Below are 13,654 nucleotides of genomic sequence, written 5' to 3' on the forward strand. Positions count from 1 at the left end.
TGTTGTAACTATGTTGATAGTAAAGATTTGTTAACTTAATTGAGTTGCAGTACTATATATTCACCCAAATCATCGCCGCCTTCATCAATGGCTATCCAGCCCTGAGCGGTGTAAAATGCCAGCGCATTTTCGTTGCGCTTAAGGCATTTGAGTGTAAGCGGTTTGCCATAGTAACCTAAACAGGCATCAAGCAAGGCCTCACCTATCCCTTCGCGGTGATGGTCGGGTGTTACATACAAATGATGGATGAAGTTGTCGGGCAGCCATACGGCAGCAAAACCAACTATGGAACCATTCAATTCAGCCACCCATATTTCCTCTTCATCGGTTTGCTGATCAAAATCCGACAGGTTAAACTGGTCTGGGTTAAGCCAATGAAAAGCCTGCCGGCGCGATGCTAAAAACAGCGGCCGTAGCAGGGCACGGTCACCTGCGGCAATGGGCCGAACTACAATCACTCATTAATGGCTTTTACACCCGGTAATTCTTTGCCTTCCATATATTCAAGCAAGGCACCACCACCGGTTGATACATAACTCACGTCATCTACCAAACCAAATTTGGCTACGGCTGCGGCAGAATCGCCACCACCAATTAAGGAGAACGCACCATTCTGAGTAGCCTTCACTACCGCATCGGCAACGGCCTTGGTACCTTTTTCAAATTTTTCCATTTCGAATACGCCCATCGGTCCGTTCCATAAAATGGTTTTTGACTCCTCTACTACCTTACTGAATGCAGCTATGGTGTCCGGACCAATGTCTAAACCCATCCAGCCTTCTTTAATCTTGTTATTAGGTGCAGTGTCGGTGTTCGCATCGTTAGAAAAATTATCTGCAATTACCGAATCGGTAGGCAGTAACAAGTTTACACCTTTGGCTTTTGCTTTTTCAATCAAGCTGTTGGCCAACTCCAATTTATCTTCTTCTACCAGTGATTTACCAATCTGGCCGCCCTGCGCTTTGGCAAAAGTATAGGCCATACCGCCGCCCACAATCAGGTTATCAACTTTCTCCAATAAGCTTTCAATCAATTCAATTTTGTCAGATACCTTGGCGCCGCCCATAATAGCGGTGAAAGGTTTAGCTGCACCGTTCAACACTTTTTCAGCATTTTCCAGTTCGGCTGCCATCAGGTAGCCAAAATATTTTTCGTTAGGGAAGAATTGTGCAATAATAGCGGTTGAAGCGTGCGCACGGTGGGCCGTGCCAAAGGCATCGTTTACATATACATCGCCCAGTTTAGCCAGCTTTTCGGCAAAAGCTTGGTCACCTTTCTCTTCTTCTTTGTAAAAGCGCAGATTTTCCAGCAATAATACTTGTCCGCTTTGCAAAGCAGCAGCTTTTTCAGTAGCCTGCTCACCAATGCAGTCATCGGCAAACTGTACGTGCTGACCTAATAGCTCAGACAGGTGGCTTACCAAATGTTTCAATGAATACTTTTCAGTAGGGCCTTCTTTAGGGCGGCCCAGGTGCGACATTAAAATTACAGCACCACCATCGGCCAAAATCTTTTTAATGGTAGGCAGAGCAGCGGTAATACGCTTGTCATCAGTAATGTTATATTCCTTATCCAGCGGTACGTTAAAATCTACCCGTACTACGGCTTTCTTCCCGGCAAAATTGGTTTGATCTATTGTTTTCATTGTATGCGTTGAGGTCATCTTAGTGATTAACGGCTGCCAAATTCAGAAAAATATATGTAATTACCGAATGCAGCGTGTAATGTTGATATGACATCAATGGCCGGTATTTGTTTTCAAATCAAGATACATGGCATAATGCGGCCCAATGCCGGGCACCTCAAATTCATCAGAAACAATGGCAAAACCCAGGCGCTCATAAAACTTCATTGCTTTTTTACGGGCATTGCACCATACATAATCTGCTTCCTTTTGCTTTAGTTCTGCTATAGCAAAAGTTACCAGTTTACTGCCTATACCGCTGCCCTGATAACCGGGCGCAGTAGCCATACCTCTCAACTGATAACCTGTTCCCTCTTTACCTGCATAAGACTGAACATGAAAAGATGCAATGCACACCAGTTGTTCTTCATCAAAACTACCTACGTGAAAGCTGCCGGGTAAATCGTCGGTTGCAAAGCGGCATTCTTCTAAAGTTAACTTGCCCTCGCGCAATACCTGGTTACGCAGCGGTAACACATCGCTGCTCGATATCAATTTTATCATTATTTGTGAGTAATAAATTCTACAAGCTCAATCTTTGTATAGTTCAATATCGTATAATAGCTATTATTGCAGGGCAAATTACAACTCTGGCTACTATTTTATGCAGAGGCATTAAAATTGCACTACAATTTGCCGTTACAGAAAGACAATAACAGATGAAATACTTTTTATTAGGAATATGCCTGTGTGTGATGGCCAGCAGTTGCCAGAAAAAAAGCACACCTGATGGAGATAAAACTACCAGCCTTGAGCCTACCAAACAATATGACGTAAAGATAAAAGCTGATAACCAGCGTGTGGTAGTAGACAACTTTCAGCAGAAGGATACGGTGTTAAGCTTCACCTATTACGACCGTGTGGCGCTGATTGTACGTTCTGATGATTATGCCAACGCTTGGGGAATACGTTTTGAGGAAAGCTTTAAAGACTCGAAACTGAACGGTATTTTATTTACTACGCCTAATAAAGAGGGCGCATATGTATATAATTACCTGGAATCGAATTTGAACAACATCACCCTGCAATCCAAATCAGATACGGTGATTAATGGCAATACCTACACGAATTTAAAGATTTCGAGAGTGATTACTTTCCTACAGGGTTATCCGGCTGGCAAAGCTGCGGCGGATGCTGCCCGAAACGAGTTTTTACAGCGTACCGGAGACAAAGTAAATTATAATACTTACTTCACCGACGACGGCTTAAACTCGGTTCCGGTAACCGGCACCGCCAATATTATCTATGTAAGGCCTTAATTTAAGGCCTTTTTTTGTGAACCCGCTTCCTGTATGCGCTTAACCAAATCGGCCAGGCGGCTGGAGTAGCCCATTTCGTTATCATACCAACCTACTACTTTTACCAAATCACCTACCACCGAAGTTAGCTTTGAGTCGAAGATGCAACTGTGCGGGTTATCTAGAATATCATTAGATACAATTGGATCTTCAGTATACTCCAATATATTTTGCATTGGACCATTGGCCGCCTCAAGAAAAGCCTGGTTAATTTCTTCTACCGTGGCCGGTTTGAGCAGTGTACAGGTAAAATCAGTTAACGACCCATTAAGTACCGGTACCCGAATACCCGCACCACCCAATTTACCATCCAATTGCGGAAAAATAGTGGTAATCGCTTTTGCGGCCCCTGTAGTGGTGGGTATAATGGATGCCGATGCTGCACGGGCCCGGCGTAAATCCTTATGCGGTGCATCATGCAGGTTTTGGTCGCCTGTCATGGAATGCACGGTGGTAATGTAACCATCTTTAATCCCCCAGGTATCATGCAATACCTTTACCATAGTAGCCACATTATTGGTGGTACAAGAGGCGTTGGAAATAATGGGCGATGTAAAGTCAATCTCACTATCATTTACACCCAATACTACGGCAGGCACATCTTTAGTGGTGCTTGGCGCCGATATTATTACCTGCCGGGCACCGGCTTGCAAATGCAGTTCTGCCCCTTGCCGCGAGGTGAATTTTCCTGTAGATTCAACTACCAGGTCAATTTCCAGTTCTTTCCAGGGCAATTGAGCCGGATCCTTTTCTGCCAATACCTGAATGGCTTTTCCATTTACAATCAAGTGCGTGTCATCCGCACTTACTGTGCCTTGAAACCTGCGGTGTACCGAATCATACTTAAACAGGTGAGCTAGCGTATGGGTATCGGTAATATCATTGATAGCAATAACTTCTGTATCCGGTTGTGTTAAAATATTTCTCAGGAAGATGCGGCCTATGCGGCCGAATCCGTTAATAGCAATCCTCATTATAAGTAAAATAAGGCCGCAAATTTACGCAAATAAAAAACGGACTTCCAGATGAAAGCGTGGGGATACAAATTAAGCAAACAGATTGCGCAGGGCCAGGTTCTCGCGCTTTTTTGAACGCAGCACAAAAGTAAGCAGCCAGTTGAGCAGCAGGTAACTTACTACCAAGCCCGATATTTCTAACAAAGCATTGTGCATACCGGTAGCCAGCACCAGCACAATAGCCACGATATTGATGCTTACCAATAACAATGTAGACTGCAAATGAGTTAAACCCAATTTTAACAGGCGGTGATGTATGTGGTTGCGGTCGGCTTTAAAAGGTGAATTGCCTGCAGCCACCCTGAAAATAAATACACGTGTAGTATCAAACAAAGGAGTAATAAAAGCGGCAGCTACCAGGGCCGGTACCGAAAACCAATGCATACCCAGTGCCTGAACAGCACCTCCTGCGTTTAGCATTTCTATACCCATGATGACTGAAATAAGACCAACCAGCAAGGAACCGGTATCGCCCATGAAAATTTTTGCAGGAGTAATATTAAACTTCAGAAAGCCGAATATAGCGCCTACAATGGCCAGGGCCACAGCAGCTAACTGGTATTGCCCCAGGTAAATGAACAAAGCAGCAAAGGTGCAATTGCACATTAAGCCTAAGGTTGCCGCAAGGCCGTCAATGCCATCAATTAAATTAAACGCGTTTACTACCAGTATAATACAAAACAGCGTAAGTAATATGCTAAATACATAAGGCAGTTGTGTAATACCCAATATGCCATGCAGGCTATGAATGCGTATGTCGCCGCAAATAGTTACAATAACAGCAACTAAAAATTGAATAACAAACTTTGTGGAAGGGTTAACACCATGCAGATCGTCCTTTAAACCCATAGCCAGCAGTACGATGCAGGCAGATATCAGACAATTGATAGGCAGTACTTTATCGGCAATGCCGAACATCAATACAGTAATGGTAAAACTTACAAATACGGCTACACCACCCAGGCGGGGTATGCCCTGGTCGTGCTGTTTTCTGAAATGCCCCAAATCATCATATAAATGACGCTTGCGCGCTACGTGTAATATTGATGGTATAGCAATAAGTGCAATTGATGCTGCGCATAGCAGTATCATACCGTAATACAACAACTGGTGGGTATACAAGTAGTTCAGCATAACATTAATTAGGGCGATTGATATGCACCACAATAATAGTAAAATACTTTATCATATTAAGGAAAATACTGGTGTAGCTTCCTTAATGGCTTAAATAATATTGTTATAAGCGGAAATTTAATACCGTTTATCCGCATGGCGCGGTAATCGTGCCTAAGTGCTTTTACGCGAGCTGAAATGTTTTTGTTGCTTGCACCACCGGTTAACATGTGTACCAGCGTCATATCAAGGTAATAAACCCGTATTTTTTTGCGGTGCATAAAACGCAGCATCAGCTCATAATCAGCTGCACTTCCATAATCCAACCGGTAGTTGCCCATGCGCTCAAACAAATTATATTTGGCATAAAATACCGGATGCGGCGGCATCCATCCCCAGTCAAAATCCCCCCCGCTGTAATTTCCTGACCTCCACCTACGTATAACTTGCTGCTGCGGATTTACATAATTTAAATTTCCATAAACAATATCAGCCCCCGATTGTAAAAAGGCGTTTGCAATTGCGCTTACGCATTGCTGGTTTACCAAATAATCATCTGCATTTAAAATTCCCACCACATGGCCGGTAGCCAAGGCCAAGCCTTTGTTCATGGCATCGTATATTCCATCGTCAGGTTCAGAAACCAACCGGCTTATGCCCTTTCCGTAACTTTTAATTATAGCTAAAGTATGATCAGTAGAACCACCATCAATTATAATGTATTCCAAATGCTGGTAATCCTGACTGATTACCGATTCAATACATTTACTTATGGTGTGCGCTGCGTTAAAGCAAACAGTAATGATGGAAATTTTAAGGGGTAGCACAGGGCATGTATAATTTATGGTCACTATTCAACAGATGCTCACTTGGCGGCGCAAATATGAAAGAACTTCAATCTGTTAAAATTTTATAAAATCAAATATATATTTTTGAATTCTTAATTAAATGTTCGGTTGCGGAATAAGGCTATGCGTTTGCTCAATTGTGTGTATTGTTTACTGGTGATTTTGGTTGGAGTTGTGATGCTGAGCTCATGCGCTGTAAAGCAGCATCAGTTATTATTTCAAACCCAGCAACCCCTTGCCGATTCGGCACAGGTGATGCCCGCAGCTGGCATCTACCGTATCAAGCCTTATGATATTTTGCAACTGCGCAACTTGCAAAATATGGCATCTATTTCGGGCGAAAGTGCTGCAGGCGCTGCTGCTTCAAGCCAGGGCCAAAGCTACCAGGTAGAGGATGACGGCACAGTGGCGCTTCCGGTAATTGGCCATATTAAAGTAGCCGGCCTCACCCGCTACGAAGCAGAGCAACAAATAGAAGATCTTTACCGTAAAAAATTATTGAAAGACCCAATTATCGAGCTAAAAATAACCAACCTGAAGGTAACGCTTTTAGGAGAGGTAAGATCGCAGGGAAACTTTCCTTTGGTAAAGGAGCAGACAACATTGATTGACATGATTGGCGCAGCTGGCGGCTTAACCGATAAGGCTAACGAAAAGAATATAAAAATTGTACGGGGCAACAAAGCACACCCTCAAATCATCTGGGCTGATTTAAGCCAGGTGAAAACCCTGGGTGACCCGCGCCTGGTTTTGCAGAACGATGATATTGTTTATGTGGAGCAAAGCAAACGTGCTGCGCGCAGCGAAAATTTGCAATATATTTCTACTCTGGTACAACCGGCCTTACTGCTCCTGAATACGGGTTTGCTTATTTTTTCATTTTCACGGTAGATGCAAGAAATCAACAAGCAGGAAAACAAACTGCCACACCAGGAAATTGATTATTTTAAAATAGGCAGAATCATTATAAGCCGCTGGTACTGGATAGCGGCTTCAGTAGCCATTTGTTATTTTATTGCGCATGTTTACTTGTGGTATACCCCAAAAACTTATGCCACCTCGTCTACGCTGAAACTTGAAGACAAAAAGCCCGAACTTACAGATATCAGTGGTACGGTAAGTACTCCGGAGCGGGGATTTTCAAGGGTACAAAGTGAAAGCTTCGTTATACAGAGCCGGCAGGTAATTCTGAATGCTATTAAAGATATTGATTACCGCATCAGTTTTTTTTTGGAAGGCCGTGTACGCACCAGTGAGCTTTACCCTCATAAACCACTGGATATAGAATTATTGAAGTTTGATACGCTTAATTTTTATCATGACCTGATAAAGTTTAAGGGCATCAATGCCAGGCAATACAGCCTGAGCTACAAAGAAGGTATTAAGGAAATAACCAAAAACTGTACTTACAATACGCCTGTAAACGTTGGCCCAACGGCATTCAGCATCAGAAGCTCGGTCATACCTGGCGATAAAGCGATCTACTTATTTAAGTTTAACAACCCCGACGATTTTGTGGGCCGTGTACAGGGCGGCTTGCACACCAGCGAAGTGATGAAGAACTCCAACATTATTTCGCTTCAGGAAACAGATTCCAACCCCCAATTTGCGGCCGACATCCTCAACGCTATCATGCTGGAATATCTGAATTTCGACCGGAATCAAAAAACCCGGTCGGCAACCCAGATGATCAGCTTTATTGATAATCAGCTGGATTATCTTTCGGGAGAGGTAAATTCTTCTGCAAAATCATTAATTAATTTTCAGCGGAAAAATAAGATTCTGGATGTAAACACCTCCGCCACCAATGCCATGAGCAAAGCCAAAGACCTTGAAGGGCAGCGCTCAGAACTGAATTTACAATTGATTGCCATTGACCAGCTGAAGCAGCAGGTAATGCACGACAAGGAGAATGTGAGCCTTAACCTGAACATGGCCGGTACACTTGACCCTTTGATTAGCAGCCTGGTTGGTAATTTAAACGGGCTTATTGCACAAAGAAGAACTTTGCTGAAAACTTATAACGCCAATTCGGAGCCTATAAGTGATATTAACCAGCAAATTCTACAAATAAAAAATGCGGTATTGAATAACCTGGATGCCAACAAAGGCCGCATGTTAAGTAACAAAAGATACTTAGAAACCCAGCTGAACCAGGCTAACCAGCAAATATCAGCCCTACCCTCGGCGCAGCGCGATTTGGTGGTGATTAACCGTGGCAATGATATCAATGAAAAGGTATATTCGTTTTTATCGGAAAAAAAGTTGGGTGCGCAAATCAGCCGTTCGGCTATTTTACCCGGCGCCACCATTGTAGAACAGGCCCAGGCCAATTTTGGCCCCATATCGCCCAACGAACATGACATTTATCGCAGTGCTATCATTTTTGGTTTAGCCATTGGCTTTGGTATTATCGTATTGATACGCATACTTAACCCTTACATTTACGATAAAGAAACGATTGAAAGCTTAACCACGGTGCCTATCATTGGGGTAATACGCAAATTTCCGCATGCAGTAGATGAAGACAATACCCAGGTGCTGGCTCTGAGCGAACCAAAGTCTGTATTTGCCGAATCCATACGCTCGGTGCGGACCAATCTTAATTTCCTGGCGTCAGAAAAGCAAAGCAAAATCATTTGCATCACCTCCGAGGTAGCGGGCGAAGGTAAATCATTTGTAGCCGTTAACTTATCCAGCACCATATCTTTAATTGATAAAAAGGTAATTTTGATTGCAGCCGACCTTCGTCGCTCCAAGCTACACAGAACCTTTAAAACTCCTAATGACAAAGGCCTGAGCACTTATCTTTCCAACCAGCACACATTGGATGAAGTACTGTATAAAGCCGAAAACAATTATTTCGATTTTATCCCTTCGGGACCGGTACCACCTAACCCTTCGGAGCTGCTGCACAACGACCGCATGAAAAGCCTGTTGGATGAACTGAAGCAAACTTATGATATCATCATGATTGATACCGCCCCTATCGGTTTAGTGTCAGACTCCATACCGCTCATCAGGCTGAGTGATATCAATGTATTTGTCATTCGCTCTGGCAAATCCAAATACTATGCAGCTACTATACCGCAGCGGGTGGCCGCCGAGTATCATTTAAATAATACGGTGATTATCCTGAATGCTTACGAAGAGGACTTACTGCACTCCAGATATTATACCACCAAGTTTACCGGTGAAAATTACGGCTCGCGTTATTATTATTACTCCGACTACAGCGGCTACAGCGGATCGGGGTATTATGTAGATGAGCCGAAATCACGATGGTGGGACATCAGGCGTTGGTTTAAATAAACCGAATACAAATGAAGGCAACCACGGTTGAAAAAAAACAATGGTATCCGGTTTACACCAGTGCCCGTGCCGAAAAAAAGGCTTATGAAGCGCTAAGCAAAAAAGGGATAGAAGCCTACCTGCCGCTGCAGCGGCAGCTTAAACAATGGAGCGACCGTAAAAAGTGGGTGGATGAGCCACTGATTAAATCTTACCTGTTTGTGCGTATCAACGAAGCACAAAAAACAGAGGTACTGATGACTAAGGGAATTGTGCGCTTCATTTACTTTTCGGGCAAAACGGCCACCATGCCCGATAAACATATACACGAACTGCAACTGCTGCTGGCCAGTTCGTATGAATTAGAAATAACCGAAGAAGCCTTACAGCCAGGCGAGCAGGTGAAAATTAAGGCCGGCCCCCTAAAAGGTTTGTTGGCTGAAGTGGTCTCTTACCGTTCGCAAAAACAACTGGCTTTACGCCTGGGCGATTTGGGCTCGGTAATTATATATGTAGCCGCCTCTTTTATAGAGCGGCTTTAAATATACTTCAATGATTATTAATAAGTTACATTCAACCTTTGTGACTTACGCGGCGAAGCTGCGGAATTTTTCGAGAACTGCATGTGCAGAATAGCCGGCATCATCAATAAACAACTACCCTTAGCTGATTTAAAGCAAAAGGCAGCCCGCTTGTGCGCCACATTACAGCACGGTGGCCCCGATGATGAAGGCTTGTACACTAATGCAGCTGCTGGTTTATGTCTGGGTCATCGCCGCCTTTCCATTATTGACCTGAGTGCCAATGGCCACCAGCCCATGGCAGACGCACAGCAACAAGTCTGGCTGAGCTTTAACGGAGAAATATATAACTATCTTTCTTTAAAAGCTGAATTGCTGCAAGCAGGGGCTTTGTTTAAATCGGCTACAGACACCGAGGTAATTATTCAGGCTTACTTGCAATGGGGTGTAGCTGCCTTTGGCAGATTGCAGGGCATGTTTGCCTTTGCACTGCATGATACCCGCCGGCAACTCACTTACCTGGTACGCGATACCAGCGGTATTAAGCCTTTATATTATCATATTCATAAAGGGCAGCTCAGCTTTGCATCAGAGGTGAAAGCATTGAGGGAAGCCGGCATTGCCACTGAAACAGACCAAGATTGGCGGGTGCGTTTTCTTGCTTTCGGCCACGTTCCGGAGCCGTATACTACACTGAAAGATGTTCTTCATCTGCCTAAAAGCCACTACTTGTGCTGGAACCATGCAAACGGTGCTTTTACAATCACCGATTATCGTACTCAACTTGAAACTACATTAATAACTAATGAACATGAGGCGCAGGCTCTAATAGAAAAAAGCCTGAGAGCCGCAGTTGAACGTCAACTGATAGCCGATGCCCCGATTGGCGTATTTTTGAGCGGAGGCATTGATTCGAGCTTGCTGGCTATGCTGGCCAACCAATCCAGCCACCAACAGTTAAAATACATTTCCATTTATTTTAATGAAGCTGCTTACAATGAACGCAGCTATCAGGAACTGGTTGGCCGCCGGTTGCAAGGGCAGCGGCACGAACACTTGGTTACCTATACCGATTTTGAAGAAAGCATGCCCGCCGTATTGCGAAGTATGGATACCCCAACTACCGACGGCATCAATACCTGGTTTATCAGTAAATATGCCCGGCAAAGCGGCTTAAAAGCAGTACTATCTGGCCTGGGCGGCGATGAGCAATTTGGTGGTTATCCATCATTCAGGCGAGCACAATACATTAAATATTTGAAGTTGCTGCCTGTAGGTTTGATTGGGCGGCTTTTATCAGCTAACCCATCGGGTTATAAGCGCATCAGTTATCTGGCAGATGATCACCCGGTAGCCGAATACCTCTTTCTGAGGGGCATATTCACCATTTCAGAAATTTCCGAATTACTCAATATTTCACAAAAGCATGTAAAAGAAGTTTTATATGCTTTACCCCTGCTTATACCAACAGGCATGAGCGCCGCGGTTAAAGCCGGTTGGATGGAAACCAATTTGTACATGCAGAACCAGCTGCTGCGCGATACTGATGTGATGAGCATGAGCCACGGCCTTGAAGTGCGGGTACCCTTTTTAGACGAGCAGTTTATGCGCGATGCAGCCCGTATACACCCGGCGTTGCGACTGGCCGGCTCCCCACCTAAAAAAATACTTTCAGACAGCTTTAAGCATTTACTGCCGGATGCTATCTGGAACCGGCCAAAAATGGGGTTCAGCTTTCCGCTACAGGAATGGATGCAACGCTATCAGGCGATCAACAGCGAAACACAATACGATACACCTGCTGCAAAACAAGTCATACGGCGCTTTAACCAGGGCAAAATGCATTGGTCAAAAGCATTTGCACTTTATCAGCTACAGCATTATGCCTAAACCGCTTATACGCTTATTAACGCTGCAAACCTTTAGTACTACGGGCGGCATTCAAAAAATGACCCGAACGTTAGGCTATTCCCTGCAAAAGCTGGCCGATGCTAATCATTGCCATTTCCAGTTGTGGTCATTACACGATCCGCAATCCACCCTGCTGCCGCAATATGTTGCTGAAAGCAGTTTTACAGGGTTTAAAAATGCCCGAATCAAATTTGTACTCAGCAACCTGCTATCCTGCAGGCAAACACATAGTCTTATTCTGAGCCATGTTAATCTGGCATTGGTTGGTGTATTGGTTAAGTTTCTCCGTCCAGAGTGCCAGGTTTATCTCATTGCTCATGGTATTGAGGTATGGCGCCCCTTAAGCTTTGTACAAAAGCTGCTGCTGAAAAAATGCGACCTTATATTTTGTGTAAGCAGTTTTACCCAAAGCCGCCTGCAGCACTTGCACCAGGTACCAAACAACAAAATGCAGGTACTAAATAATGCGCTGGATCCTTTAATGCAATTTCCGGCTGTGTTTACCAAACCCCGCTACCTGCAGCAACGGTATAACTTAGGAGAACAACACCAAGTAATATTTACGCTTACCCGCCTGGCTTCAACAGAACAGTATAAAGGGTACGAGCAAGTGATTAAGGCCGTATCAAAGCTTTGCACCACTCATCCGCAGCTTAAATATATACTGGCCGGGCCGTATGATAGCGCCGAAGAGGAACGCATACACCGCCTCATTGCGCAGCACCAGGTACAAAACCATGTGATTGTAACCGGATTTATTGAAAATAAAGAATTAACAGATCATTTTTTATTAGCCGATTTATTTGTTTTGCCAAGTAAAAAAGAAGGCTTTGGGCTGGTGTTTATCGAAGCATTGGCCTGCGGCCTCCCGGTCATTAGCGGCAATGCCGATGGCAGCGCCGATGCCCTGAAAAACGGTGAACTGGGTGAATGCATTGATGCCGACAGTACAGATGAGTTGATGCAGGCCATTAAGCGCTGCCTTGCCTACCCTTTATCTACTGAAAAAAGAAAGCTGTTGCAAAGCAAATGTATCACCTACTTTAACGAAACAAACTACCGGAACAAATTGTGGCAAACCTTAACTACCAATGCAAATGAGTGAACAATCGCCCGACTATTGGGACTATGAAATAAAAGCAGAATCCAGCATTTTCAACCTCAAACTAAAAGAAACCTGGGCGTACCGCGACTTATTGTTCTTGCTGGTAAGGCGCGATTTTGTTTCTTTCTACAAGCAGACCATATTAGGGCCCTTGTGGTTTTTCATACAACCGGTAGCCACTATTATTATTTATACTATTGTGTTTGGCAACCTGGCCGGTATTTCAACCAGCGGCTTGCCCAAACCTTTGTTTTACCTGGCCGGCACCATATTATGGAACTATTTTTCAGACTGCCTAAGCAAAACCTCAGGTGTATTCAGGGATAATGCTGGTATGATGGGCAAAGTGTATTTTCCCAGGCTGATTATGCCATTGAGTGTGGTATGTTCCAGTTTAATTAAACTGGGTGTACAATTTGTGCTGTTTGTTTGCCTTCTGCTTTACTTCAAAATTAACGGTTATACTTTTACGCCTAACGGTTATATTCTTTTATTCCCGTTGCTCATCCTGATACTGGCCGGTTTGGGTTTAGGTCTGGGTATGATTTTATCGGCGGTAACTACTAAATACCGCGATTTATCGTTTGTAATTTCGTTTGGCATTCCTTTGTTAATGTATACCACCACGGTAATCTATCCGCTATCAGAAATCACTAAAAAGTATTCGGCCTATAAGGGACTGATTCTATACAACCCGATTACTTCGATTATTGAAACCTTCAGGTACGGTTTTTTAGGTACGGCAACTTTCAGCTGGCAATTGCTGGGATACAGCTGTGTGTTTACACTGGTTACTCTGATAGTGGGTACCATTATATTTAACAAAGTTGAACGCTCTTTTATTGATACGATATAAAGCTTCCACCT

Annotated in this window: 13 protein-coding genes; 7 read left to right on the forward strand and 6 right to left on the reverse strand. The window is 43.9% G+C overall.

The window, feature by feature from the left end:
* Positions 1 to 35: 35 nt before the first annotated feature.
* From ACYVNW_RS08550 to ACYVNW_RS08560, 3 genes are all read right to left on the reverse strand, one after another.
* On the reverse strand, positions 36 to 458 hold the full coding sequence (locus ACYVNW_RS08550; protein WP_460679434.1) for a GNAT family N-acetyltransferase: 423 nt from the start codon (positions 456 to 458) through the stop codon (positions 36 to 38).
* Positions 455 to 1,645: a phosphoglycerate kinase gene (locus tag ACYVNW_RS08555; RefSeq protein ID WP_460679435.1), complete on the reverse strand. Its 1,191-nt coding sequence runs from the start codon at positions 1,643 to 1,645 to the stop codon at positions 455 to 457. Before ACYVNW_RS08555 ends, ACYVNW_RS08550 begins: the two co-directional genes overlap by 4 nt.
* 93 nt (positions 1,646 to 1,738) lie before the next feature.
* Positions 1,739 to 2,188: a GNAT family N-acetyltransferase gene (locus ACYVNW_RS08560; protein ID WP_460679436.1), complete on the reverse strand. Its 450-nt coding sequence runs from the start codon at positions 2,186 to 2,188 to the stop codon at positions 1,739 to 1,741.
* Positions 2,189 to 2,343: 155 nt separating this feature from the next.
* Here ACYVNW_RS08560 and ACYVNW_RS08565 point away from each other — a divergent pair, with 155 nt between their 5' ends.
* On the forward strand, positions 2,344 to 2,943 hold the full coding sequence (locus tag ACYVNW_RS08565; RefSeq protein WP_460679437.1) for a hypothetical protein: 600 nt from the start codon (positions 2,344 to 2,346) through the stop codon (positions 2,941 to 2,943).
* On the opposite strand, the gene gap is transcribed toward ACYVNW_RS08565, so the two are convergent.
* The 3 genes from gap to ACYVNW_RS08580 all read right to left on the reverse strand — a co-directional run bounded on the left by gap (position 2,940) and on the right by ACYVNW_RS08580 (position 5,938).
* Positions 2,940 to 3,956 (reverse strand): type I glyceraldehyde-3-phosphate dehydrogenase, encoded by a 1,017-nt coding sequence (gap, locus tag ACYVNW_RS08570; RefSeq protein WP_460679438.1) that lies wholly within the window; start codon positions 3,954 to 3,956, stop codon positions 2,940 to 2,942. The genes ACYVNW_RS08565 and gap overlap by 4 nt on opposite strands.
* Before the next feature lie 72 nt (positions 3,957 to 4,028).
* Positions 4,029 to 5,132: an MraY family glycosyltransferase gene (locus ACYVNW_RS08575; protein ID WP_460679439.1), complete on the reverse strand. Its 1,104-nt coding sequence runs from the start codon at positions 5,130 to 5,132 to the stop codon at positions 4,029 to 4,031.
* Between the two features lie 56 nt (positions 5,133 to 5,188).
* Entirely contained in the window at positions 5,189 to 5,938 is a 750-nt protein-coding gene (locus tag ACYVNW_RS08580) for a glycosyltransferase family 2 protein (RefSeq protein ID WP_460679440.1), read from the reverse strand.
* Between the two features lie 177 nt (positions 5,939 to 6,115).
* Here ACYVNW_RS08580 and ACYVNW_RS08585 point away from each other — a divergent pair, with 177 nt between their 5' ends.
* From ACYVNW_RS08585 to ACYVNW_RS08610, 6 genes are all read left to right on the forward strand, one after another.
* Positions 6,116 to 6,850: a polysaccharide biosynthesis/export family protein gene (locus ACYVNW_RS08585; protein ID WP_460679441.1), complete on the forward strand. Its 735-nt coding sequence runs from the start codon at positions 6,116 to 6,118 to the stop codon at positions 6,848 to 6,850.
* Positions 6,851 to 9,271 (forward strand): GumC family protein, encoded by a 2,421-nt coding sequence (locus tag ACYVNW_RS08590; protein ID WP_460679442.1) that lies wholly within the window; start codon positions 6,851 to 6,853, stop codon positions 9,269 to 9,271.
* A gap of 11 nt (positions 9,272 to 9,282) precedes the next feature.
* Positions 9,283 to 9,792, forward strand: a complete 510-nt coding sequence (locus ACYVNW_RS08595; RefSeq protein WP_460679443.1) for a UpxY family transcription antiterminator — start codon at positions 9,283 to 9,285, stop codon at positions 9,790 to 9,792.
* Positions 9,793 to 9,873: 81 nt separating this feature from the next.
* Positions 9,874 to 11,661 (forward strand): asparagine synthase (glutamine-hydrolyzing), encoded by a 1,788-nt coding sequence (gene asnB, locus ACYVNW_RS08600; protein ID WP_460679444.1) that lies wholly within the window; start codon positions 9,874 to 9,876, stop codon positions 11,659 to 11,661.
* Positions 11,654 to 12,787, forward strand: coding sequence for a glycosyltransferase family 4 protein (locus ACYVNW_RS08605; RefSeq protein WP_460679445.1), 1,134 nt, complete (start codon positions 11,654 to 11,656; stop codon positions 12,785 to 12,787). Before asnB ends, ACYVNW_RS08605 begins: the two co-directional genes overlap by 8 nt.
* Positions 12,780 to 13,643 carry an ABC transporter permease gene (locus ACYVNW_RS08610; protein WP_460679446.1) on the forward strand — a complete coding sequence of 288 codons (864 nt, stop codon included), beginning with the start codon at positions 12,780 to 12,782 and terminating at the stop codon, positions 13,641 to 13,643. Before ACYVNW_RS08605 ends, ACYVNW_RS08610 begins: the two co-directional genes overlap by 8 nt.
* Positions 13,644 to 13,654 lie beyond the last annotated feature (11 nt).

It is taken from the genome of Mucilaginibacter koreensis (assembly GCF_054783355.1).